This window comes from Actinomadura sp. NPDC048021, assembly GCF_040653135.1.
GTDB lineage: Bacteria > Actinomycetota > Actinomycetes > Streptosporangiales > Streptosporangiaceae > Spirillospora > Spirillospora verrucosospora.
In genome coordinates this window covers 206,408-229,839 of sequence record NZ_JBEZJQ010000006.1, presented here as the reverse complement: position 1 = coordinate 229,839, position 23,432 = coordinate 206,408, and the positions used below count along the sequence as shown (strand labels likewise).

Below are 23,432 nucleotides of genomic sequence, written 5' to 3'. Positions count from 1 at the left end.
AGGACCCCCTAGTCTTGACGATATGGCCGAGTACATCTACACGATGCAGCGTGTGCGCAAGGCACATGGCGACAAGGTCGTCCTTGACGACGTCACCCTGCATTTCCTTCCGGGTGCGAAGATCGGGGTCCTGGGGCCCAACGGCACCGGCAAGTCGACGCTGCTGCGCATGATGGCCGGTCTGGAACAGCCCTCGAACGGCGACGCGCGCCTCATGCCCGGTTTCAGCGTGGGAATGCTGCAGCAGGAGCCGCCCCTGAACGAGGAGAAGGACGTCCTCGGGAACGTCCAGGAGGGCGTCGCCGAGACCAAGGCGATGCTCGACCGGTTCAACGAGATCGCCGAGCTGATGGCGACGGACTACTCCGACGCGCTGATGGAGGAGATGGGCAAGCTGCAGGAGCAGCTCGACCATCGCAACGCCTGGGACCTCGACAGCCAGCTCGACCAGGCGATGGACGCGCTGCGCTGCCCGCCCGGCGACGCCGAGGTGTCGAAGCTGTCGGGTGGCGAGCGCCGGCGCGTCGCGCTGTGCAAGCTGCTGCTGGAGGCGCCCGACCTGCTGCTGCTGGACGAGCCCACCAACCATCTGGACGCCGAGAGCGTCCAGTGGCTGGAGCAGTTCCTCGCCAAGTACGAGGGCACCGTCCTGGCCGTCACGCACGACCGGTACTTCCTCGACAACGTGGCGACCTGGATCCTGGAGCTCGACCGCGGCCGCTGCTACCCCTACGAGGGCAACTACTCCGTCTACCTGGAGAAGAAGGCCGAGCGGCTCAAGGTCGAGGGCAACAAGGACGCCAAGCGCAAGAAGCGCCTCCAGGACGAGCTGGAGTGGGTGCGCTCGAACCCCAAGGCCCGCCAGACCAAGAGCAAGGCCCGCCTTGAGCGGTACGAGGAGATGGCCGCCGAGGCCGACAAGTACCGCAAGCTCGACTTCGAGGAGATCCAGATCCCGCCGGGCCCGCGCCTGGGCAACACGGTGATCGTCGCCGACAAGCTGAACAAGGGCTTCGACGACCGGCTCCTGATGGACGGCCTGACGTTCAACCTGCCCCCGAACGGCATCGTCGGCGTCATCGGCCCGAACGGCGTCGGCAAGACCACGCTCTTCCGCATGATCGTCGGGGAGGAGCACCCGGACGCCGGCGACCTGCGGGTCGGCGAGACCGTCAAGATCTCCTACGTCGACCAGGGCCGCGGCGGCATCGACCCGAAGAAGACGGTGTGGGAGGTCGTCTCGGACGGCCTGGACCACATCAACGTCGGCCAGGTCGAGATGCCGTCCCGCGCGTACGTCGCGGCGTTCGGGTTCAAGGGCCCCGACCAGCAGAAGCCCTCCGGCGTCCTGTCCGGCGGCGAGCGCAACCGCCTCAACCTGGCGCTGACGCTCAAGCAGGGCGGCAACGTCCTGCTGCTGGACGAGCCGACCAACGACCTCGACACCGAGACCCTGTCCAGCCTGGAGAACGCCCTCCTGGAGTTCCCCGGGTGCGCTGTGATCACCTCGCACGACCGGTGGTTCCTCGACCGCATCGCCACGCACATCCTCGCGTGGGAGGAGGGCTCGAACTGGTTCTGGTTCGAGGGCAACTTCGCCGACTACGAGAAGAACAAGATCGAGCGGCTGGGCGCCGACGCCGCCCGCCCGCACCGGGTCACCCACCGCAAGCTGAAGCGCGACTGACCCACGCCTCCCCGAACGGCCGCGCGATCACCGATCGCGCGGCCGTCCGCGTCCTCAGCAGTACGTGTTCCCGGCCGCCCCTGTTCCCTGGCGTTCGCCTGCCAAGGCGGTAAAGCCGGAGGCGAGCGGAGCCGGGCAGATCGCGAAGCGATGCCCGCGTTCGCCCAGGCCCGGTCACGGAGCGAGCCGCCAGGCGAGCGAAGTGAGACGGGACTTCGAAACACGGCCTAGGCCCCGGTCGCCGGTCGTTTCCGGGGGCGTCGCGCCGTCTCCGGTCACTGCGTGCCGGTTGCCGGTCGTCACCGGGATGCGATTCCGTGCCGGGTGCAGAATGCCGGTTGCTGGTCGTCACCGGGGTTTGGTCGTGCTGGACGCCGGTCTTTGGTCGCCGAGTGCCAGGTGCTGGGCGTTGCCGGGATGTGGTTGTGCTGGTTGTGACAGGTGGCTGGTTGATTTAGGTGTGCCCGCGGCCGCTTCATGTGGGATCTGGGTTTTTTCTGCGACTCGTCGGGCGGCATGGGCTGCGGTGAGGTGGCGGGTGGTGAGGGCGGCGGGTGGAGGTTGGAGGATCCCCCCGCGGCGATGAGGCGCGTGGGTTCGGACTGGTGGTTCGACCTGGAGCGACCCTGCCTTGTCAGGGACCTCGGCCGCGCCCGGTAGCATCGGGCCGACCCCCGGTTTCCCGTACCCAGGCGAGGACATGCAGCAGTTGCCCGCGGCCGAGTACCGCCACGTCTACGAGTTCAAGATCCGGTTCGGTGACATCGACTCCCAGGGACACGTGAACAACGTCAAGTTCCTCGGCTACCTGGAGGACGCGCGGCTGGAGATGTTCCACGGCGACCCGGTGCGCAAGGGGGAGCCGCCCGTGCGCGGCATGGTGATCTCCCGGCACGAGATCGACTACCGGTATCCGCTGCTCCCGACCGTCTACCCGATCCGGGTGGAGACGTGGGTGACCGAGGCCCGCGCCGCGTCGTTCAAGCTGGCCTACGAGGTGCGGGACGACGACCACGTGTACGCGGAGGCGACCTCGACGCTCGTCGCGTTCGACGTGGAGGCGAACCGCCTGCGCCGCTTCACCCCGGAGGAACGCGAGTTCATCGGGCGGTACGTGGTGCCCCGCGCATGACGGCGCTCGCCGGCCCCCCGCCCGCGCTCGACGGACGTCGGGTGGGGGTGCGCCTGCGCGCCGTCCAGATCGCGGACGCGGAGGCGCTCGCGGCGCTGTACCGGGAGAACCGCGCCTACCTGCGTCCCTGGGAACCGGAGCGGGGGGAGGCGTACTTCACCGTCGACGGCCAGCGCGACAACCTGCGCGACCTGGTCGAGGCGTATGCGGCGGGGGAGATGTGGCCGGGCGTCATCCTCGTCGACGGCGAGGTCGCCGGGCGCATCACGCTCAACAACATTCTGCGCGGCCCTCTCCAGAGCTGCTTCGTCGGCTACTGGGTGGCGCGCGCGCACGCCGGCAGGGGCGTCGCCACCGAGGCCGTCAGGCAGGCACTGGACGTCGCGTTCGGCGCGCTCCGCCTGCACCGCGTCGAGGCGTTCACGAGAGTCGACAACGTCGCTTCTCAGCGGGTGCTCGAACGCAACGGGTTCACGCCCGTGGGGACGGCCCGCCGCCACATCCACCTGGACGGGCGCTGGCACGACGAGCGGCTCTTCGAACGCCTGGCCCCGTGGGACGACGGCTTCGCCCTCGCCCCTCCCACCTGATCCTCCGCCCGGCCCCATCCCTGCACGCCCCGGCGGACGTTTCGTCGGCACCCGCGTGCCCGTCAGGCTTGCCGATGCCTCGCGCTCGGTCGAAGGGTCGGCCCTCCGCAGGTCGTCTGCCCGGGGCGAGCTGATCTCCGCTCCCCGTTGGTCGCCGTTCCGGACGTGATCGAGGCCCACCGTGCCGCCCCGCGTTCTCCCAGCGTGAACGCCAATGCGTACCTGATCACGCTTCCGCCCCTCTTGGGGGTTGTTTTCCGGTCTGATCGGGTGACAACCGACCTGTCACGGATAGGTAACAAGCCCAACAGCAATCCGTTTTAGCCGGGCTTCTCCCTCTAGGGTCGCGACGCGAATGTGGAGAACCCACGTGAAAGGGGCACAATGCGGCGCGTCTCACGAGGAGCCATGGCACTGCTGCTCGCCGCGGGCATGACCGGGGCGGGCGCCACCGCGGCGCAGGCCGCGGCCACGGCTCAGGCGGGCACGGCGAAGGCCGGCGCCGCCCAGGCGGGCGACATCCTCGCCCAGCTGAAGGCGATCCCCGGCATGCGGGTGACGGAGAAGCCGTCCACCCTGCCCGGCCAGCGCTGGTTCTGGCTGGAGTACCGGCAGCCTGTCGACCACCGCAACCCGCGGGGGCAGTGGTTCGAGCAGCGCATCATGTTGCAGCACAAGTCGGCGGACCGTCCCATGGTGCTCTACACCAGCGGGTACAACACGCCGGAGACGATGTTCACCTCCGAGCCGACGGCGCTGGTCGACGGCAACCAGATCTCGGTCGAGTACCGGTACTTCACCCCGTCCCGTCCCGAGCCGACGGACTGGAAGAAGGACACGATCTGGCAGGCGGCCACCGACGAGCACCGGCTGATCGGCGCCCTGAAGACCATCTACCAGGGCAAGTGGATCTCGACGGGGGCCAGCAAGGGCGGCATGACGGCCGTCTACCACAAGCGGTTCTACCCGCGGGACGTCGACGGCAGCGTCGTGTACGTGGCGCCGAACGACGTCAACAACAACGACGACCGCGCCTACGACAAGTTCTTCCAGACGGTCGGCTCCGACCCCGCGTGCCGCGCGAACGTCAAGGCGCTCGCGCGCAAGTTCCTCGAACGCCGCACCGAGATGCTCAAGCGCTTCAAGGCCGCCGCGGACGAGAACGGCTGGACGTTCGACATCCTGCGCACCCAGGACCGCGCGTTCGAGAACTCGGTGATGGACTACGAGTGGGGCTTCTGGCAGTACAGCCTGCAGTCCGCCTGCGCGGCGCTGCCGAACGCGAAGGACGCCACGGACGACCAGCTCTACGAGACGCTCGACAACATCTCCGGGCTCTCGTTCTACAGCGACCAGGGCCTCGCCCCGTACATCCCGTACTACTACCAGGCGGGGACGCAGCTGGGCTGGCCGACGCCGAAGTTCAAGCACCTGCGGCCGCTGCTGCGGTACGAGGACAGCTACCAGCCGCGCACCTACGTCCCGCGTGACATCGCCATGCGGTTCGACAACGGCCGTGCCATGCGCGACATCGACCGCTGGGTGCGCGGGAACGCCAACCACATGCTGTTCCTGTACGGCGCCAACGACCCGTGGGGTTCCGAGCCGTTCCGCCTCGGGCGCGGCAGCCGCGACTCGGCGGTCTACGTCGCTCCGGGCATGAACCACAGCGGCCGCCTCATCGCCAAGCTGCCCGGTGACCAGCAGACCAAGGCGATGTCCGACGTCAAGCGCTGGGCGGGCGTCGGAACCGGCATGCAGACCCTCAAGTCGGCCCCGATGGCCGACGACCCGCTCCAGCTCCAGCGCCCGCCGCTGTAGCCGGAAGCGCCTTTCGGCGAAGGACCGCGGTGTGCCGGTCCGTGCGTTGACCCCTCGCACGGACCGGCGCACCGCGTCCTGCGTTCAGGGGACGCTCAGCCACGCGGCGGTGTTGCCGGGAAGCAGGTCGCCGTAGAGGGGCGTGCTGGTCAGGAGCGGCGTGCCCTCGGGGAGGCGCACAGGGTTCTCGCCGCAGTTGAGGGCCAGGATCAGAGAACCGCGCCGGAAGAAGAGGGCGGTCTCGGGGGAGTCGAGCCACTCCAGGTCATCGGGGAGGCCGCCGTGCAGGCGGCGCCGCAGCGCGAGGGCCTCGCGGTACCAGCTCAGCATGGAGGACGGGTCGGACGCCTGCGCCTCGGCGGTCATCGACGCCCACCGCTCCGGCATCGGCAGCCACGGCCGGACGCCGTCAGGGGAGAAGCCATAAGGCTCGGCGCGGCCCGACCACGGCAGCGGTACCCGGCAGCCGTCGCGTCCTGCGGTCTGCCCGTTCGTGCGCTTGAAGATGGGGTCCTGCCTGGCGTCGTCAGGCAGATCCGTCACCTCGGGCAGTCCCAGTTCCTCGCCCTGGTACAGGTAGGCCGACCCGGGGAGCGCCAAGAGCAGCAGTAGCGCGGCCTTGGCTCTGGCGTGCCCGATGCCCTGGAAGCCGTCCCGCTGCTCGTAGCGGGTGACGTGGCGGACGGAGTCGTGGCTCGACAGCACCCATGTGGGGGCGGCGCCCATGGGGGCGACGGCCTTCAACGCTGCGTCGATCACTTCGCGGAACGCCATGGCCGACCACGGGGCAAGCTGCAGGTCGAACTGGAACACCTGGTGCAGTTCGTCTGGACGCAGGTAGAGGGCGAGGTCTTCCGGACCGTCCGTCCACACCTCGCCTATGGCCATGCGGTCGCCGTCGTACTCGTCGAGGATCTGGCGCCATCTCCGGTACACGTCGTGGACTTCCGGGCGGCTGTACATGGGCCCGTTCACCATGTCCCGGTCCTGGCCGCGGAGGTCGCGGAACGACTCGTCCTTGAACAGTCCGGCGGCGACGTCGATGCGGAAGCCGTCCACGCCGCGGTCGAGCCAGAACCGCAGGATGTCCTCGAACTCGTGCCGCACCTCGGGGTTGCGCCAGTTGAGGTCGGGCTGCTCGGGCGCGTACAGGTGCAGGTACCACTCGCCGTCGTCCAGCCGCGTCCAGGCGGGGCCGCCGAACGCCGACGGCCAGTCGTTCGGTGGGGCGGCCTCGCCGGGACGTTCCCCTGGCCTGCCGGCGCGGAAGATGTAGCGGGAGCGTGCGGGCGACCCGGGCGGAGCCGCGAGCGCCTCCCGGAACCAGCGATGCCGGTCGGAGGAGTGGTTCGGGACGATGTCGACGATCAGCCGCATCCCGTGGGCGTGCACGTCCGCCACGAGGGCGTCGAAATCGTCCAGCGTGCCGAACCGGGGATCGACGTCGCGGTAGTCGGCCACGTCGTAACCGCCGTCCGCCAGAGGGGAGGTGTAGAAGGGGGTGAGCCACAGCGCGTCTACACCGAGATCCCGCAGGTGGCCGAGCCGGGACCGGACCCCTTGGAGATCGCCTTCGCCGTTCCCGCCGGCGTCGGCGAAACTGCGGACGTAGATTTCGTACACGACGGCGTTGCGCCACCACGGGATTCGCGTCATACGGGGCGCTCTACCCGCTCACGTCGGGGCGTTCACCATGCTCTGCGCCGCCATGGTGAAGTAGGCCCAGAGCTGCTTCTCCAGGTCTTCCGGAAGCCCGAGCTCGTCCACCGCGACCCGCATGTGCCGCAGCCACGCGTCCCGCTCGGCCGCGCCGATGACGAAGGGCACGTGACGCATCCTCAGCCTCGGGTGCCCGCGCTGAGTGCTGTAGGTGTTGGGACCGCCCCAGTACTGGATCAGGAAGAGCCGCAGCCTCTCCTCGGCGGGACCGAGGTCCTCCTCGGGATAGAGGGCGCGGAGGTCGGGGTCGTCCGCGACCCCCTGGTAGAAGCGGTGCACCAGCCGGTGGAAGGTCTCCTCGCCGCCGACCGCTTCGTAGAAGGTCACCTGTTCAGCCATAGCGCTCCCACCCTATGTGAGACGCGCCCTCTTCCTCACCTTGATCCACTGGGAAGGCGGCTAGGGCGCGGGGGTGGCGACCGTGACGCCCGCCTCGTCGAACGCCCGCTTGACGCGTTCGCGCAGCTCGCGGGCGATGTCGCCCTGCTTGCCCGGCGCCGTCTTGAGCACGACGCGGATCACGACGGCGTCGCCGGCGAGGGCCTGCACGCCCCACACCGACGGCTGCTCCAGGACGAGGTCGTGCCACGCCCCGTCCGCGGCCAGCTCGTCGGCGGTGGCCTGCAGGATCTCCTTGACCTTCTCGGTGTCCTCGTTGATGTCGACCGGGATGTCCAGGACGGCGCGTCCCCAGTTCTGCGACTCGTTCCCGACCTTCTTGATCTCGCCGTTCGGGACGTACCAGACGACGCCGTTGACGTCCCGCATGCGGGTGACCCGCAGCGTGACGGCCTCGACCGTCCCCTTGGCGCTGCCCACGTCGATGACGTCGCCGACGCCGTACTGGTCCTCCAGCAGCATGAACAGCCCGGCGAGGAAGTCCTTGACGATGTTCTGCGCGCCGAAGCCGACCGCGACGCCGATCACGCTGGCGCTGGCGAGGATGGGGGCGAGGTTGAGGCCGAGCGAGCCGAGGATGCTGAACGCGGCCGTGCCCATGATGATGATGGACGCGATGGAGCGCAGCACCGAGCCGAGCGTCTGGGCCCGCTGGGCGCGCCGCCTGTTGAGCAGCGCGGGACTGCCCTCGAAGACCGTCCGGGACCGCTCCCGGACCTTCTCCGACATCGTGCCCTCGGCCATCCGCAGCGTGACCTTGGTGATCATCCGGTGCGCGATGTTCTTCACGATCAGCGCGACCACGAAGGTCACGATGATCCACAGCAGCGTGGTGAGCGGCTTGTCCAGCCAGGTCGCCCAGAACTGGGTGAAGTCGGTGTTCTTCGAGATGTTCCAGACCAGCCGGCACGAGACGCTGGGGTCCGTGTTCTTGCAGGCGGCCTCGGGGGTGCCCTTCTCGGCCCAGGGCAGGAACGGCTTGGCGACCGGCGACACGGCGAGCGGCACGCTGATCGACGCGAACAGAGACATGGTGTGGCAGACCCTCCCCGGCCATTGCGGTTCCCCGCCAACTCGCCGTGGACCTGCGGCGGGTACGAGCCCGATCGTAGGGGACGGTTCCGACCGGTTCATACGAACGCCGGGGCCGGCGGCGGGGACCGGCCGGGGAGGGGGCCTGCCGGGCGAACGTGTCCCGCGGGGTCCGCGGCTGCCGCGCCCTTCGCCGCGGCCTCGCGGGACACGCCCGGCCTGGTGGGCGCCCTGCCGGCGGGCGCCCGGGTCGGTGACGGTGCTCGGGCTCGGGCCCGGAGTGAGTCAGCTCACCTCGCGGCGAGCGGCTGGAGGACGTGCGCCAGCTTGAGGGCCGCTCCGCCGACGTCGTCGACGCGGTGCATGCGCTCGCCCCAGGACCACCAGAAGTAGTGGTCCTTGGTCTCGGGGGCCGGCGCGCAGGTGACGTCCTCCGCGAGGCTCGCGGCCTCGGGGTTCACGACCCTCAGGAAGGCCGGCCCCGAGCGGGTCCTGACGACGCGCGCGACGAGGCCCCGCGTGTCGAGTTCGTGTTCCAGCTCTTCGAGGTAGCCGACGCGTCTGTCGCTGACCACCTTCGCACCCCCTCCATCGGCGGGCGGAGCGCCCGCGAGCACAGTGCCGGTCGATCCAGATGATCGACTCTCCGGATTCGCTCGATCACAACACGAGAGATTTCCAACACTCACACTGACCGGTCAAGGGGGCGGCCGGGGGCCGAAGAACCGGATTTCCCCACCTCAGGAGAAGTCCTCCTCCCTGCGGAGGAAAATTCTCTACCCACGGGGTGCGGAGCGCGTCCCGGCCCTCATCACTTCTCCGGAATCGCTTGGCGGGGACTGTGACGAGGATTACGCTGCGTGCGCAAGAGATTATCTGTTGTGGCCAAATCGACCGGTCGCCGCGGTCGGAACGGTCGTCCACCCCCCGAGGGGACGGCGTTCCGGCACGACCGGAGGAGGCGCCGGATGTCGGACCCCCCGCGGAGAGAAACGGACGTCGCTCGCCGGATCCGCGCGCACGCCCTGGCGCGAGGACGGGGCCCGGTGGCGATCGCGCAGGAGATCCACGAGCAGTGCGGGCCGCTGTTCGGGACCAGCCGGATCAAGGCGCACCGGCTGGCCCACGGCGTCGCGCTCTCCGACATCGTGGCGCAGGTCAAGGCGCTCTACGAGGTCGACGGCAAGCCGCCGCCGCGACTCGGGGAGACGCTGCTGTCCGCGTACGAGAGCGGCTACAAGCGACCCGGCCCGGAGTACCTGCACTACCTGTGCGCCGTCTACAGGGTGGAGCCCGACGCCCTCGACTACCAGAGTCCCTGCATCTGCGGCCGCGGGCACGCGACCCGGGCGGGCGCCGCGAGCGTCCCGCAGCCGCGCGCGCCGGACCAGCGTCCGGTACCCGACCCCGACGCCATCGTCGGGGCGATCGTGCCCAGGAGCGAGGAGCGCCCCTGGGCGACCGTCAACGACCTGCGGGGCCATGACCGCGCCGACGGCCCCCTGACCATTGATGTGGGAGAGGAGGACATCGTGCTTCGTAGGACCCTTCTGCAGCTGCTGGCCGGAGCGGGCGTGGCGCTCGACGGTCAGTTCCTTGGGGCCGTCGACAACCTGCGCCGCAAGATGGACGACACGCTCGTCGGCGCGACCGTCTCGCCGACCATGCTCGACCAGTGGGAGGAGACCACCTACGGCTACGGCCGGCAGTACCAGGCGACCCCGTCCCTCCGGATGCTCTGCGACGTGCTGCTCGACTTCAGCGAGGTGCGGCGCATGTGCGACAAGCGCCAGCCGGTCGAGCTGCAGGAACGCCTGTGCCGGATCGCCGCGCAGCTGTCCGGGCTGTCCGGGCTCATCATGATCAACCTGGGCGACCACCGGCTCGCCCGCTCGTTCTTCCGGACCGCGCGGACCGCCGCCGACGAGACCGGCGACCGCCAGCTGCGCGCCTGGGTGACCGTCCGCGAGTCGCTCGTGCCGATGTACTACGGCGACCCGCGCGAGGCGCTGCACCTGGCCCGCAAGGCGCAGGACCTCGCCGGCCGCACCCCCGGCGTCGCCGCCGCCATGGCCCCCGCCGTGGAGGCGCGCGCGCTCGGCATGCTGGCGATGCGCGGCCGCGGGGACGCCGCCCCCAGCGCCCGCCGCGCGCTCGTGCGCGGCCGCTCGGTGTTCGACCAGCTCTCCAAGACCGACACCTCCGACCTGGTGTTCGGGTTCACCGACCGCCAGATGGCCTTCTACGAGGGCGACACGTTCACCAACCTCGGCGACCACAGGCAGGGCGACGAGGTGCTCAGCCACGCCCTCACCCTGTACTCGCCCACCGACCGCGTCGACCTCACCCTGGTGCGGCTCGACCGGGCGATGTGCAAGCTGCACGCCGGCCACCCCGAGGCCGCGCTGACGGCCGGCCGGGAGGCCATCTTCGACCTGCCCGCCGACCACCGGTCCGACATCCTCGTGCACCGCGCCCGGCAGATCGGCGCGGCGGTCGCGACCAAGCACGGCCAGATCCCGGAGCTGCAGGACTTCTACGAGGCCCTCTCCGGCCCGTCCGTGAAGAGCCCCACCCAGGATCCGCCCGCCGCCGTCCGCCCGGGGGAACAGGTCTGACCGGGATGAGCGCCGACAACGCCTCCTGGCAGGGCCACCCCACGCTCGTCCGGCTCGAGGACGATCCCCCCGAATGGCGCTACGGCGACCTGCGGATCCGCCGGTACCACGCGACCGACCACGGCGTCGTCCTGGCCCTGCACCAGGAGGGCCTGGCCCAGGTCGGCCTGCGCCCCGGCGACGGCGTCTACTACGACCACGACTTCTTCCGCATGGAGGACATCTATCTCCGCAACAACGGCGAGTTCCTCGTCGGCGAGCTCGACGGCAGGGTGGTCGCGATGGGCGGCCTGCGCCGCGCCGACCTGATCCCGGGCGGCCACGCCCGCGCCTACGGCGGCTACGCCCCCGGCAACCCGACCCTCGACGTCGCCGAGATGGTGCGCCTGCGCGTCCTGCCGGCGGTCCAGCGCCGGGGCTACGGCACCGCACTGGTCCAGGCACTGGAGGAACGCGCGGTGGAGTACGGCTACCGCATCCTGCGCGCCGACACCACCGAGTTCCAGTCCCCCGCCCTGGCCCTCTACCGCAAGTTCGGCTGGACGGAGACCCGCCGCGAAACCATAGGCGGAATAGTCAACATCTACATCCAAAAGCCACTGCGCTGACACGTGTAGCAGTGCTCTTCTCCACCAGAGAAGAGCACTGCCACAACCCCCACCTGACAACCGCGCCCGCCTCCGAAGACAGGCTCAAGCGGACCGCAACCTGCTCGCGCAGCGAGCCCAAGCAATGCCAGCAGGCGCCCCCAGCACCAGGCGTTGGAAGCCCGCCACCCCCAACGGCGGAGAGCTGACAGCGACAAATGCCGTCACGGCGCCAACCCCGGCCTTAAGAGCAACCACCCAACAACCTGAGAAGTCGCGATCGCGTCCGAAGGCAGGTTCAAGCGAAGCAAGAACCTGATCGCGCAGCGAGCCGCCAAGGCGAGTCGGAGCGATGCCAGCGATCGCCGCAGTGCCCGACGATGGAGGGCCCTCAGGCCCGAAGGAGGAGGGCACTGCCATAGGCACAGCGATCGCCCGCAGTGATCGACGATGGAGGGCCCTCAGGGCCCGAAGGAGGAGAGCACTGCCATAGGCACGAGACCGGTCTGGGCGGCCAGGAAGGTGAGGGTGTCGGCGGTGAGGTCGGCCGAGCGGGTCACCGAGCGGGCGGCGTGGCCCACCTCGGCTTCGTCGCGCAGGAGGATCGGGGCTTCGGACGTGGTCGCGTGCTGGAGGGCGGCGCACATCTTGCGGGCGTGGAGGGGGTCCACGCGGGTGTCGCTGCCGAACGTGGTGAACAGGACGGCCGGGTAGGCGGTGCCGGGGCTGACGCGGTGGTAGGGCGAGTAGCCGATGAGCCAGCCGAACTCCTCGGGGTCGTCGGCCGTCCCGTACTCGTCGTTCCAGGTCTGGCCGAGGCCGAAGCGCTCGTAGCGGACCATGTCCAGGAGCGGCGCGGAGCACACCACCGCCCGGTAGAGGTCGGGGCGCTGGGTGAGGGCGGCGCCGACGAGGAGGCCGCCGTTGGAGCCGCCGGAGATCGCGAGCTGGGACGGCGTGGTGAGGCCGTCCGCGATCAGCTTCTCGGCGGCGGCGTGGAAGTCGTCGAAGACGTTCTGCTTGCGGTCCCGCATGCCGGCGCGGTGCCACTGCTCGCCTTCCTCGGAGCCGCCGCGCAGGTTGGCGACCGCGTAGACGCCGCCGGCCTCGACCCACGCGAGGATGCTCGCCGAGTAGGACGGCGTGAGCGAGATGTTGAACCCGCCGTAGCCGTAGAGGATCGCGGGGCGCGGCCCGGTCAGGCCCGGACGGGACGAGACGAGCATGCGCACCTGCGTCCCGTCCCGGGAGGTGTAGACGACCTGGCGCGTCTCGATCTCGGGGACGTCGACCGTGCCCGGCGCGGACGCCCACGGCGTCGTCTCGCCGGTGCGCGCGTCGTAGCGCAGGACGGAGGAGGGGGTCACGCCGTCGGTGTAGCCGAACCAGGCCTCGTGCCCGCCCTCGGGCCGCTCGACGATGCCGCCGATGGAACCGAGGCCGGGGGTCGGGACGGCGCCGAGCCGCTCCCCGGACGCCAGGTCGTGGACGGTGATCTCACTGATCGCGTGGCGGGTCCACCCGGCGAGCAGGACGGGGCGCTCCAGGCCGTCCAGGATCGCGAAGTCGGTCAGGACGGCCTCGGCGTCCTGGGGGAGCAGGTCCCGCCACGTCTCGTAGGAGAGGTCGGACGGGTCGGCGACGCACAGGCGGGACCGGGGCGCGTCGCGGTCGGTGAAGACGTAGGCGCGGCCGTCGCGGCCCACGTGGACGCCGGTGGAGGCGTCGACGCCCTCCTGCACGGCCCGCAGCGCGGGCGCCTCGGGGGCGGACGCGGTCAGGTCGGCGATCCACAGGTCGTTGCGGGGCGCGGTGCCCTGCGACGCGGAGATCGTGAGCCAGCGGCCGTCGCGGCTGACGCCGACCCCGTAGTAGTTGGTCTTGTCCAGGCCGTCGCCGAAGACCAGCACGTCGTGGGCGTCGGGTTCGGTGCCGACGCGGTGCAGGTAGACGCGGCGGTGGTACTGCTCCTCGCCCGCCGGGACGTCCTCCGCGGGCAGGCGGCGCGTGTAGTAGTACGCCTCGCCGCCCGGCAGCCAGGCCACCGAGGAGTACCGGGCCCGGTCGATGGGCCCCTCCACCCGGTCTCCCGTGGCGACGTCGATGACGTACAGCAGCGACTCCTCGTCGCCGCCGGTCGACACCTTGTACGCGAGGAGGCGGCCCTCCTTGTCGGGCTGCCAGCCGTCCAGCGTCGTCGTCCCGGCGGGGTCGAGGGCCATGGGGTCGACCAGGGCGCGTTCGGAGCCGTCGGGGTCGACGGTGTAGAGCACCGGGTGCTCCTGGTCGGCGGAGCGGCGGGTGAAGAAGCGCCGCTGGCCCCGCCACACGGGGGCTCCGACGCTTCCCGCGCCGAGCAGTTCGAGCAGGCGGGCCCGCAGGGCGTCCCGGCCGGGCAGCGTGTCGATGGTCTCGTGGAAGAGCCGGTCCTGCGCGGCGCGCCACTCGGCGGTCTCGGCGCTGTCCGGGTCCTCCAGCCAGCGGTAGGGGTCGGCGACCCGGTGGCCGTGGATGTCCTCGACGATGTCCTGGCGCTGCGCGGACGGATACGGCGTCATGGATGCACTTTATTGGGCGTTTAGCGCTGCCCGCCCCGGTACTCCCCGCGGGTTCCGTGTTCGAGCGGTGTGCGGATGGGGATTATTGGGGTAGCGGACGACCTCCCTCAGACGCCACACTGATTCTGGTCGGTTCGCCCCTGGGGAGGTCCTCATGGCGAGTGCGCAGGTGCCGGAGACGATAATCGGGCCTCGGTGGGAGGCGCGCTGCGCCGCGACCACCGAGGCGAACGCAGAACGCGGCCCGGCGGAGGGCGTCTGATGCGACAGGTCCTCCTCCTCAACGCGACGTACGAACCCCTCACCACGCTTCCTCTGCGGAGGGCGGTCTGCCTCGTGCTTCGCGAGAAGGCGGAGATCGTCCATCACGACACCTCCGGTGCCGTGCTCCACTCGGCCACGATGACGGTCGAGATCCCGTCCGTCATCCGGCTCCGCCGCTACGTCCGCATCCCCTTTCGCACCCGCGTGCCCCTGACCCGCGCGGCGCTGATGCGCCGCGACAACTTCCGCTGCGTCTACTGCGGGCGCCGCGCCGAGACGATCGACCACGTCCATCCGCGCAGCCGAGGCGGCCAGCACGTGTGGGAGAACTGCGTGGCCTCCTGCATGACGTGCAACCACAGCAAGGCCGACCGCCTGCTGTCGGAGCTGGGCTGGACGCTCAGCGTCACCCCGGCCGTTCCGAGGGGCGCGCACTGGCGGCTCATCGGCCTCGTCAACGACGGCGACCCGCAGTGGGCCGCCTATGTCACCGAGCCCGCGGCCTGACGCGCACACCGGGGGGACGTATCCTGGGGGCGTGCCTCGCTATGACTACCGCTGCCGCGCGTGCGGGTCGACCTTCGAGGTCTCCCGCCCGATGATCAACGCGTCCGACCCGGCCCCGTGCCCGGACGGCCACGACGACACCGTCAAGCTCCTGTCCACGGTCGCCGTCACCGGCTCCTCCCGCGGTGGGGCTCCCCAGCCGCCGCCGAGCGGGGGCGGGGGCTGCTGTGGCGGGGGCTGCTGCTCCTGACCGCCGACCCGCTCTGTTGCCGACCGGTCAGTGCCTGACCGGTCAACCGGCCTGGGCCGCGCGCAGCGCCTTGCCGGTCGCGGCGACGTCGTAGTCCCGCGGGACGCCCTGGAGCAGCACGAGGTGTCCGGGAATGTGGTCGCTGCGCTTCGCCGCGATCGCCTGGTAGGCGTCCGAGTTGTACCAGTCGCGGGCCTTGTCCATGTCGGGGAACTCGATGATGACGTAGGCGCCGTCGAACGGGCCCTCGACCACCTCGGTCTCGCTGGCATGCACGATGAACCGGCCGCCGAACGGGTCCATGGTCTCCTGGATGCTCTCCATGTAGACGAAGACGTCCTCGGGCAGCGGCGGCTGGGGGGTCATGTGGGCGAGGGCGTAGGCGGTCATCGCGGTCTCCTTCAGTGGTGGGGCCGGGCCTGGTTCGCCCGACACCCACCACTTTGCCCTAGGCGGGGAATGACCGCGATTACCCGCCTGGTAACCGCTCAGCCGTTGAGGCGGTCGAGCTGGGAGACGTCGCGCGCGGCGCCGGTCGAGGCGGACGTGGCCATCGCGGCGTAGGCGCGCAGGGCGGCGCTCACCGGGCGGTGGCGGTCGCGGGGCCGGTAGCCGCCGAGGTCGGCGAGCAGCTTCTCGCGGCGGATCTCCAGCTCGTCGGCCGGGACGTCCAGCTCCAGCACGCGGTTCGGGATGTCGATCACGACGCGGTCGCCGTCCTCGACGAGGGCGATGATCCCGCCGCCCGCGGCCTCGGGGGAGGCGTGCCCGATGGAGAGCCCGGACGTGCCGCCGGAGAACCGGCCGTCGGTGATCAGCGCGCACGCCTTGCCGAGCCCGCGGCCCTTGAGGAAGCTCGTCGGGTACAGCATCTCCTGCATGCCGGGCCCGCCCTTCGGGCCCTCGTAGCGGATCACGATGACGTCGCCGGCCTTGATCTTGCCGCCGAGGATGCCCTCGACGGCGTCGTCCTGCGACTCGAAGACGACGGCGGGGCCGGTGAAGGTCCACAGCTCCTCGTCCACCCCGGCGGTCTTGACGATCGCGCCGTCGGGGGCGATGTTGCCGCGCAGGACGGCCAGGCCGCCGTCGGCGGTGTAGGCGTGCTCGGCGGAGCGGATGCAGCCGTTCTCGCGGTCGAGGTCGAGCGACTCCCAGCGGGCGCTCTGCGAGAACGCCGAGGTGCTGCGGACGCCGCCGGGCGCGGCGTGGAACAGCTCGACGGCCTCCGGCAGGACGTCGGGGGAGCGGACGTCCCACTTGGCGAGGAACTCGTCGAGGGACGCGGAGTGGACCGAGTGGGCCGACGCGTTCAGCAGGCCGGCGCGGTTCAGCTCGCCCAGCAGGGCCGGGATGCCGCCGGCACGGTGGCAGTCCTCGACGTGGTACTTGGCGGTGGCGGGGGCCAGCTTGCAGACGCACGGGACGCGGCGGGAGATCGCGTCGATGTCGGCGAGCCCGAAGTCGACGCCGCCCTCGGTGGCGGCGGCGAGCAGGTGCAGGATCGTGTTGGTGGACCCGCCCATCGCGACGTCGAGGACCATGGCGTTCTCGAACGCCTCGCGGGTGGCGATGTTCAGCGGCAGGACGGACTCGTCGTCGCCGTCGTAGTAGCGCTTGGCGATCTCGACCACGGTGCGGCCGGCGTCCTCGTAGAGGCGGCGGCGGGCGGTGTGGGTGGCGAGGACGGTCCCGTTGCCGGGCAGCGCCAGCCCGATCGCCTCGGTGAGGCAGTTCATCGAGTTGGCGGTGAACATGCCCGAGCAGGAACCGCAGGTCGGGCAGGCGCTCTCCTCCATCTCCAGCAGCTTGTCCTCCGGCATGGAGGCGTCGGCCGAGGCGATGATCGGGTCGATCAGGTCGAGCTTGTTGCCGCCCATGACGCCCTCGACGGGCTTGCCGGCCTCCATCGGGCCGCCGGAGACGAACACGGTCGGGATGTTCAGGCGCAGCGCGGCCAGCAGCATCCCCGGGGTGATCTTGTCGCAGTTGGAGACGCAGACCAGGGCGTCGGCGCAGTGCGCGTTGACCATGTACTCGATCGCGTCGGCGATCACCTCGCGGGAGGGCAGCGAGTACAGCATGCCGTCGTGGCCCATCGCGATGCCGTCGTCGACCGCGATCGTGTTGAACTCGCGGGGCACGCCGCCGGCCTCCCGGACGGCGCCGGCGACGACCTTGCCGACCTCGTCGAGGTGGACGTGGCCGGGCACGAACTGGGTGAAGCTGTTGGCCACCGCGACGATCGGCTTGCCGAAGTCCTCGCGTTCCACGCCGCTGGCCCGCATGAGCGCGCGGGCGCCCGCCATGTTCCTGCCATGGGTGACCGTGCGTGACCTGAGCGGTGGCATTTCGACCTCTCCAAACCTGGGACGTGCGGGGACGACGGGCCGCGCATGGTTCGGCGTGGGCGGGCGGGTCGCCTGGAAGGGATACGCGCAGCGGCGGGTCGCGGCGCTGCCGCCGGCTCAGCGGAGGTCGCGCCCGGGCCGGCCCGTGGCCTTCGATGCTACCAACCGCAGGAGGGCAGGAAAAAAGCCGGGACGACGGTGTCCCGGCTTTGCGGCGGGCGGCCCGGATCGGGGCCGCCCTAGGCCTCAGTCGGGGTACTTCGGCGGCAGGGCGTCCTCGGCCGCCTGGAAGATGCGCTGCACGTCGCTCTCGGTGAGGATCTTCGGACGGCGGCGCAGGTACGAGCGCGCCCGGTTGCCCGCGTAGACGTCGACGTCGCGCACCCGCATGACCTTCCACGGGATGGACGGGCCGTAGATCGCCACGGAGGGCTGCACCGGCACGTCGAAGCCGACCCGCTCGGCGAGGATGATGCTCGCCATCTGGGCCTCCCAGCGCGCCTCGTCCAGCCGGTCCTTCTTGTTGAAGGGGCCGTGGAAGAGCTTGAGGTGGGACATGGTGCGCACGGGGAGGCGCTTGTCCCACTTCTCCGAGTCGATGGCGTAGACGCCGCTCGGCCCGATGACCAGGTGGTCGATCCGCCCGTCGCTGACGCCCTCGTCGTCGCGGGGGACCGCCCGCGCGTGCAGCACGAGGTATCCGTTGCGCCGCAGGGACTTCAGTTGCCGCTCGGTGCGCCGTTCCGCCGCCGAGGACTTCTGCCAGGCGGTCACGGTGGAGCTCTTGCGGGACTGCCGCACGTAGTCGCCGATGACGACGAGCACCGCGACCGTCAGCCCGAGCCGCCAGCTGGTCAGGGCGAGGGCGGCGGCGCCGGCGACGACCGCCGCGCCGATCCGGTACGCCCAGCGCCGGATCTTCGGATCGTCGAGCATCGCCGCGGCGGCGCTCGCCTCCAGCCGCTCCTTCACCGGGGGCTGGTCATCGTGCTCACGCGTCTCATCGAGTTCACGAATGTCATCGTGTTCATGAGTGTCATCGTGCTCACGCGCCTCCTCGGACTCGGGTCGCGCCCTGGCATTCTGCGTGTTGCCCCGCTCCATGGTCGCCATGGTGACGCTCCGTGTTCCTTTCCCTTCGGGGGCATGATCCTCCGTGCGCAGAGTAATCATCGGGAGGGTGGGCGACCAGTCATGCCGGGTTAATGTTTTGTCGCCCCACGTCAGTGATTCTCTTACGGCACGGTCGGGTAGGCCAGTATTAATCTCCTTCCGCCGCTGGTGTCGTGTGTGCCCTCTTTGATGCCCGCGCACACGGCGTCTAGCGTTCCGGATCGTGACACAGATTCATGACCTCAGCGCCACACGCATGGCCGCCGCCGTCCGCGCCCGGGACGTCTCCCCGGTCGAGATCGCCGACCACTACCTGGCCCGCATCGAACGGCTGGACGAGCAGGTGGGCGCCTACGTGACGGTCACCGCCGACCGCGCCCGCGAGGAGGCGCGCCGCGCCGAGAAGGCGGTGCTGGAGACGGCGGACGCGGCGGAGCTGCCGCCGCTGCACGGCGTCCCGGTGCCGATCAAGGACCTGAACATGGTGGACGGCGTCCGGATGACGTTCGGCTCGGCGGTCTACGCCGACCTGACCGGGTTCGCCGACGACCACGTGGTGGCCAAGCTCGCGGCGGCCGGGACGGTGCTGCTCGGCAAGACCGCGTCCCCCGAGTTCGGGCTGCCCTGCTACACCGAGGGCGCCGTGTCGCCCCCGGCCCGCACGCCGTGGGACCCGTCCCGGTCGGCCGGCGGTTCGAGCGGCGGGGCCGCGGCGGCGGTCGCGTCCGGGCTGGCGCCGATCGCGCAGGGCAGCGACGGCGGCGGCTCGATCCGGATCCCGAGCAGCGTGTGCGGGCTGTTCGGGATCAAGCCGACCCGCGGCCGGATCTCCCAGGGACCGGTCATCCCCGACCTGTTCGGCCTCTCCACCAACGGGCCGATCGCGCGGACCGTCCGCGACGCCGCCCTCATGCTGGACGTCATGGCGGGCCCCATGCCCGGCGACCTGTACCGGGCGCCGGAGGCGGACGGGCCGTTCCTCGCCCGCGCCGACCGCGCGCCGGGCCGGCTGCGGATCGCGCGGAGCCTCCGGCCGCCGGTGCCGGACGTCGAGGTCCACCCCGACTGCGTCGCCGCGTACGAGGACGCGTCCGCCCTCCTCGAGGAGCTCGGCCACGAGGTCGTGGAGCTGCCGGAGGTGCTCGGCTCCGATCTCGTCCCGCACTTCGCGACGCTGTGGGGCGTGATGGCGACGATGACGCCCGTCCCCGAGGGGAGCGAGGAGCTGCTCCAGCCGCTGACCCGCTGGCTGCGCGGCTACGGCGAGAAGACGACGGCGCCGCAGCTGTTCCAGGCCCACGCCGCGCTCCAGGGGGCGCTGCGCGCGGCGTTCCCGGTGATGGACGAGTTCGACGCGATCCTGCACCCCACGCTCGCCATGCCGCCGGTGCCGGTCGGCTACTTCCACGACCAGGACCCGGAGGAGAACTTCCGGCGGCAGACGCACTTCACCCCGTTCTGCGCCATGTACAACATCTCGGGGCAGCCCGCGGTGAACGTCCCGCTGCACTGGAACGCCGAGGGACTGCCCATCGGGGTCATGCTCGCCGGGCGGCTCGGCGGGGAGGGCACGCTGATCTCGCTGTCCGCGCAGCTGGAGGAGGCCCGCCCCTGGATCGGCCGCAAGCCCCCGGTCTGGACGGCGTGACGCGCCCCGCACCGGGCATGGTGCAGGCGTGGCTGACGACGAACTGATCAGACTGGCCGGGCTGCACGGCGTCGCGACGCGCTACGAGGACTGGCGGGGACGGGAGACGGAGGTCACGCGCGACACGCTCGCCGCCGTCCTCGCGGCCCTCGGGGTGGACGCCTCCACCCCCTCCGCCGTCCGGGCGGAGCTCGACCGCCACCGGGAGCGGGCGCGGGAGCTCCCGCCGGCCGTCGTCGTCCGCCGGGCCGGCGCCGGCACCGCCGGGCGGATCCGCGCCGCGCTCGGCGGCCACCTGGACGGCGCCGCCGAGGTGGAGATCGAGACCGGCACGGACGAGGTCCTGGCGCCGCAGCGCGCCCACGTGCCGCCCGCCGAGCGCTCCTTCGAGCCCCTGTACGGGCTCGCGGACGTCCCTCCCGGCTGGCGCGGCCTGCGCGTCCGGAACGGGGAGCGGACGCGGTACACGCAACTGCTGGTGGCGCCCGGCGCGCTGCGCCCGCCGCCGAGGATGTGGGGGTTCACGGCGCAGCTGTACTCGGTGCGCTCCGCCGCGTCGTGGGGGCTCGGCGACCTGCGCGACCTGGCGGACCTCGCGGACTGGAGCGGCCGGGAGCTCGGCGCGGGCTTCGTGCTGGTCAATCCGCTGCACGCGACCGAGCCCGTCCCGCCGATCGGGGCGTCCCCGTACTCGCCGATGAGCCGCCGCTTCCCCTCGCCGCTCTATCTGCGGATCGAGGACATGCCCGAGTACGCCGAGCTGCCCGCCGCGGACCGGGAGCGGTTCGAGGCCGTCGCCGCCAAGCTGCGCGCCCAGGCGGGCCTGCTGGACCGGGACACCGTGTGGGCCGCGAAGCTGGAGGCTCTGGAGGCGATGCACCGCCGCCGCCGGGACCGCGACCCGGATTTCGAGGAGTTCCGGCGGAGGGAGGGCGCCGCCCTCGCGAGCTTCTCGACGTGGTGCGCCATCAGCGAGGAGCAGGGGTCCACGGACTGGCGGCGCTGGCCGTCCGGGCTGCGGAGCGCCCACGACCACGGAGTGGTGGACGCCCCCCGGTACCACGCCCGCGCCGGCTTCCACGAGTGGCTCCAGTGGAGGCTGGACGGGCAGCTCGCGGAGGCGCAGCGCACGGCCCGGGACGCCGGGATGCCCCTCGGGATCGTCCACGACCTGGCGGTCGGGGTGCCGCACGGCAGCGCCGACGCCTGGATGTACCGCGACTCCTGCGCGGCCGGGATGAGCGTCGGCGCGCCTCCCGACGAGTTCAACCAGCGCGGGCAGGACTGGGGGCAGCAGCCGTGGCGGCCGGGCGCGCTCGCCCTCGACGCCTACCGGCCCTTCCGCGAGATGGCCGCCGCCGCGCTGCGGCACGCCGGCGGGATCCGCCTGGACCACGCGATGCAGGTGTCGCGCCTGTGGTGGGTGCCCGAGGGGGCGTCCCCCGCCGACGGCACCTACGTCCGCTACGACCGCGACGCGCTGCTCGGATCGCTGGCCTGGGAGGCCGAGCGCTTCGGCGCCGTCGTCGTCGGGGAGGACCTCGGCACCGTCGAGCCGGAGGTCCGGGAGGCGCTGGCCGACAGCGGCGTCCTCGGCACGTCCCTGCTGTGGTTCGAACGGGACGAGCGGGGCCGGCCCAAGCCGCCGGGCCGGTGGCGGGAGCTGTCCCTGGCGACCGTCGGCACCCACGACATGCCGCCGATCACCGGGTTCGTGCACGGCGACCACATCGACCTGCGCGACCGCCTCGGGCTGCTCACCCGTCCCCGCGCCGAGGAGGAGGACGACCACCGCCGCCAGCTGGCCGACTGGCTCGCCGTGCTGCACGCCGAGGGCCTGCTGGCCGCCGAGCCGGCCGTGGTCGTGCGGGCGCTGGCGGACGGCTCCGGCGCCTACGACGAGGAGATCGTCACCGGGCTGCAGGAGTTCCTCACCCGGACGCCCGCCCGTCTCATCGGCGTCTCCCTGGCCGACGCCGTGGGCGAGCGCCGCACCCAGAACCAGCCGGGCACCGTCGACGAGTACCCGAACTGGCGGGTCCCGCTGGGGGACGTGGAGGGCCGCCCCGTCCTCCTGGACGACCTCAGGAACCGCGGGACGCTCAGGCTCTTCAGGCGAGCGTCGACGTGATGCGCTCGGTGACGTCGCGCAGGAGCGTGTCGGGGCGCAGGTCGGCGGCGGCGATCGCCGAGAGGACGGCCGGCAGGCCCGGCAGGGGGTAGGAGTCGTCGTCCGCCAATGCGGACTTGCCCAGCGGATGCCGGGCCAGGGACCTGCGGGCGCGGGTCCAGGCGGCCTGGACCTCCTCGGGCGAGGGGACGCCGAACCCGTGGCCGACCGGCGCGGCGTGCCGCAGCTTCACCAGGGCGCCGTCGGCGAAGTCGGCGGCGAGCCGGCAGCGGTCGCTGAGGTCGGCGCGGACGAGGCCGTCCAGGCGGGTCATGACCGTGCAGGGGGTGCGGCAGCGGGCGGCGCAGTCGCCGAGCGCGGCCGAGACCTGGCTGTGCTGGCGGTCGAGGTAGGCGCGCCAGCCGGACGGCGGCTCCTTGGCGACCCGCAGGGTGCGCTCGCAGGCGGAGCGCTCCGGCCGGGTGTGGTCGCACATGCGGACCGCCCCCGGCTCGACGGGGACGCCGAACCGGCTGCCCTCGCCGCGCACGGCGGAACCGATCAGCGCCGGGTCGCCCGCGTGGCCGAGGACGGGCTCCCAGGCCAGCATCGGCAGGTACTCGCCGGCGATGTGGACGGCGGCGACGAGCGCGGCCATGTCGCGGCGGTGCCAGCGGATCGCGATGACCTCCAGCAGCAGCGAGTACGCGGGCCGGAGGCTGGCGAGCGCCCCGCGGGGGTGTTCCCGCGGGGCCTGCGGCATGCGGCTGGCGCGGGCCCGGTCGAGGAGGTCCCGCGGGACCTCGCCGGCCTCCTCGGGCATGCCGAAGTCCTCGGCGTCCAGGTCCAGGACGCGCTGCCCGAACGCGCACAGCGCCGCGACCGGCGCGGAGCGGCCGTCCGCGGCCAGGGTGCCCTGGCTCAGCAGCGCCTCCAGATCGCCGAAGGCGTAGCGCCGCGCCAGCGCCGTCAGAACGTCGCGAGCCGTCTCCACTTCGTCCCCTCCCCGTGACCATGCAACGATCGCATGGTCACGGGGCCTTTGG

18 protein-coding genes and 1 pseudogene are annotated in these 23,432 nt (G+C 71.5%); 10 read left to right on the top strand and 9 right to left on the bottom strand.

From position 1 onward, the window contains the following. Positions 1-22 precede the first annotated feature (22 nt). From ettA to AB0C87_RS12765, 4 genes are all read left to right on the top strand, one after another. Complete coding sequence (ettA, locus tag AB0C87_RS12780; protein WP_345175770.1) at positions 23-1,687, top strand: energy-dependent translational throttle protein EttA; 1,665 nt, start codon at positions 23-25, stop codon at positions 1,685-1,687. 700 nt (positions 1,688-2,387) lie between these two features. Beyond that, positions 2,388-2,819 carry a thioesterase family protein gene (locus tag AB0C87_RS12775; protein ID WP_089309629.1) on the top strand — a complete coding sequence of 144 codons (432 nt, stop codon included), beginning with the start codon at positions 2,388-2,390 and terminating at the stop codon, positions 2,817-2,819. Next, positions 2,816-3,409: a GNAT family protein gene (locus AB0C87_RS12770; RefSeq protein WP_345175766.1), complete on the top strand. Its 594-nt coding sequence runs from the start codon at positions 2,816-2,818 to the stop codon at positions 3,407-3,409. The genes AB0C87_RS12775 and AB0C87_RS12770 overlap by 4 nt, the downstream gene beginning before the upstream one ends. Positions 3,410-3,817: 408 nt before the next feature. After that, positions 3,818-5,230: a S28 family serine protease gene (locus tag AB0C87_RS12765; protein ID WP_360577481.1), complete on the top strand. Its 1,413-nt coding sequence runs from the start codon at positions 3,818-3,820 to the stop codon at positions 5,228-5,230. A gap of 84 nt (positions 5,231-5,314) precedes the next feature. On the opposite strand, the gene AB0C87_RS12760 is transcribed toward AB0C87_RS12765, so the two are convergent. The 4 genes and pseudogenes from AB0C87_RS12760 to AB0C87_RS12745 all read right to left on the bottom strand — a co-directional run bounded on the left by AB0C87_RS12760 (position 5,315) and on the right by AB0C87_RS12745 (position 8,955). Then, a complete protein-coding gene (locus tag AB0C87_RS12760; protein WP_360577479.1) occupies positions 5,315-6,886 on the bottom strand; it encodes a glycoside hydrolase family 13 protein in 1,572 nt (523 codons plus the stop codon). 24 nt (positions 6,887-6,910) lie between these two features. Continuing rightward, positions 6,911-7,276: pseudogene (locus AB0C87_RS12755) on the bottom strand (globin); the annotation flags it as partial. Positions 7,277-7,348: 72 nt separating this feature from the next. Continuing rightward, complete coding sequence (locus AB0C87_RS12750) at positions 7,349-8,380, bottom strand: mechanosensitive ion channel family protein (protein ID WP_345175760.1); 1,032 nt, start codon at positions 8,378-8,380, stop codon at positions 7,349-7,351. 290 nt (positions 8,381-8,670) lie between these two features. Further along, positions 8,671-8,955 (bottom strand): hypothetical protein, encoded by a 285-nt coding sequence (locus tag AB0C87_RS12745; protein WP_179836786.1) that lies wholly within the window; start codon positions 8,953-8,955, stop codon positions 8,671-8,673. A 393-nt stretch (positions 8,956-9,348) separates the two neighbouring features. Between AB0C87_RS12745 and AB0C87_RS12740 the strand changes: the two genes are divergently transcribed. Together AB0C87_RS12740 and AB0C87_RS12735 are read left to right on the top strand one after the other, a co-directional pair. Next, positions 9,349-10,998 carry an XRE family transcriptional regulator gene (locus AB0C87_RS12740; protein WP_360577477.1) on the top strand — a complete coding sequence of 550 codons (1,650 nt, stop codon included), beginning with the start codon at positions 9,349-9,351 and terminating at the stop codon, positions 10,996-10,998. Positions 10,999-11,003: 5 nt separating this feature from the next. After that, entirely contained in the window at positions 11,004-11,606 is a 603-nt protein-coding gene (locus AB0C87_RS12735; protein WP_345175755.1) for a GNAT family N-acetyltransferase, read from the top strand. 440 nt (positions 11,607-12,046) lie between these two features. On the opposite strand, the gene AB0C87_RS12730 is transcribed toward AB0C87_RS12735, so the two are convergent. After that, positions 12,047-14,143, bottom strand: coding sequence for a prolyl oligopeptidase family serine peptidase (locus AB0C87_RS12730; RefSeq protein WP_360577475.1), 2,097 nt, complete (start codon positions 14,141-14,143; stop codon positions 12,047-12,049). A gap of 261 nt (positions 14,144-14,404) precedes the next feature. Between AB0C87_RS12730 and AB0C87_RS12725 the strand changes: the two genes are divergently transcribed. Together AB0C87_RS12725 and AB0C87_RS12720 are read left to right on the top strand one after the other, a co-directional pair. Continuing rightward, complete coding sequence (locus AB0C87_RS12725; protein WP_345175751.1) at positions 14,405-14,914, top strand: HNH endonuclease; 510 nt, start codon at positions 14,405-14,407, stop codon at positions 14,912-14,914. Positions 14,915-14,945: 31 nt separating this feature from the next. Beyond that, on the top strand, positions 14,946-15,164 hold the full coding sequence (locus AB0C87_RS12720; protein ID WP_360349120.1) for a zinc ribbon domain-containing protein: 219 nt from the start codon (positions 14,946-14,948) through the stop codon (positions 15,162-15,164). 42 nt (positions 15,165-15,206) lie between these two features. Here the strand turns inward: AB0C87_RS12720 and AB0C87_RS12715 are convergent, their stop codons facing one another. The 3 genes from AB0C87_RS12715 to AB0C87_RS12705 form a co-directional block, all read right to left on the bottom strand. Further along, positions 15,207-15,554: a DUF1330 domain-containing protein gene (locus tag AB0C87_RS12715; RefSeq protein WP_360349117.1), complete on the bottom strand. Its 348-nt coding sequence runs from the start codon at positions 15,552-15,554 to the stop codon at positions 15,207-15,209. Positions 15,555-15,652: 98 nt separating this feature from the next. Further along, positions 15,653-17,515, bottom strand: coding sequence for a dihydroxy-acid dehydratase (ilvD, locus tag AB0C87_RS12710; RefSeq protein ID WP_345175748.1), 1,863 nt, complete (start codon positions 17,513-17,515; stop codon positions 15,653-15,655). 246 nt (positions 17,516-17,761) lie between these two features. Beyond that, positions 17,762-18,487 carry a nuclease-related domain-containing protein gene (locus tag AB0C87_RS12705; protein WP_345175746.1) on the bottom strand — a complete coding sequence of 242 codons (726 nt, stop codon included), beginning with the start codon at positions 18,485-18,487 and terminating at the stop codon, positions 17,762-17,764. Positions 18,488-18,851: 364 nt separating this feature from the next. On the opposite strand from AB0C87_RS12705, the gene AB0C87_RS12700 reads away from it, so the two are divergent. Both AB0C87_RS12700 and malQ read left to right on the top strand, forming a co-directional pair. Then, positions 18,852-20,276 (top strand): amidase, encoded by a 1,425-nt coding sequence (locus AB0C87_RS12700; RefSeq protein ID WP_345175745.1) that lies wholly within the window; start codon positions 18,852-18,854, stop codon positions 20,274-20,276. A 28-nt stretch (positions 20,277-20,304) separates the two neighbouring features. Beyond that, positions 20,305-22,407 carry a 4-alpha-glucanotransferase gene (gene malQ, locus AB0C87_RS12695; protein WP_360577472.1) on the top strand — a complete coding sequence of 701 codons (2,103 nt, stop codon included), beginning with the start codon at positions 20,305-20,307 and terminating at the stop codon, positions 22,405-22,407. On the opposite strand, the gene AB0C87_RS12690 is transcribed toward malQ, so the two are convergent. Further along, a complete protein-coding gene (locus tag AB0C87_RS12690; RefSeq protein ID WP_360577470.1) occupies positions 22,388-23,380 on the bottom strand; it encodes a hypothetical protein in 993 nt (330 codons plus the stop codon). The two genes, malQ and AB0C87_RS12690, sit on opposite strands and share 20 nt — an antisense overlap. Positions 23,381-23,432 lie beyond the last annotated feature (52 nt).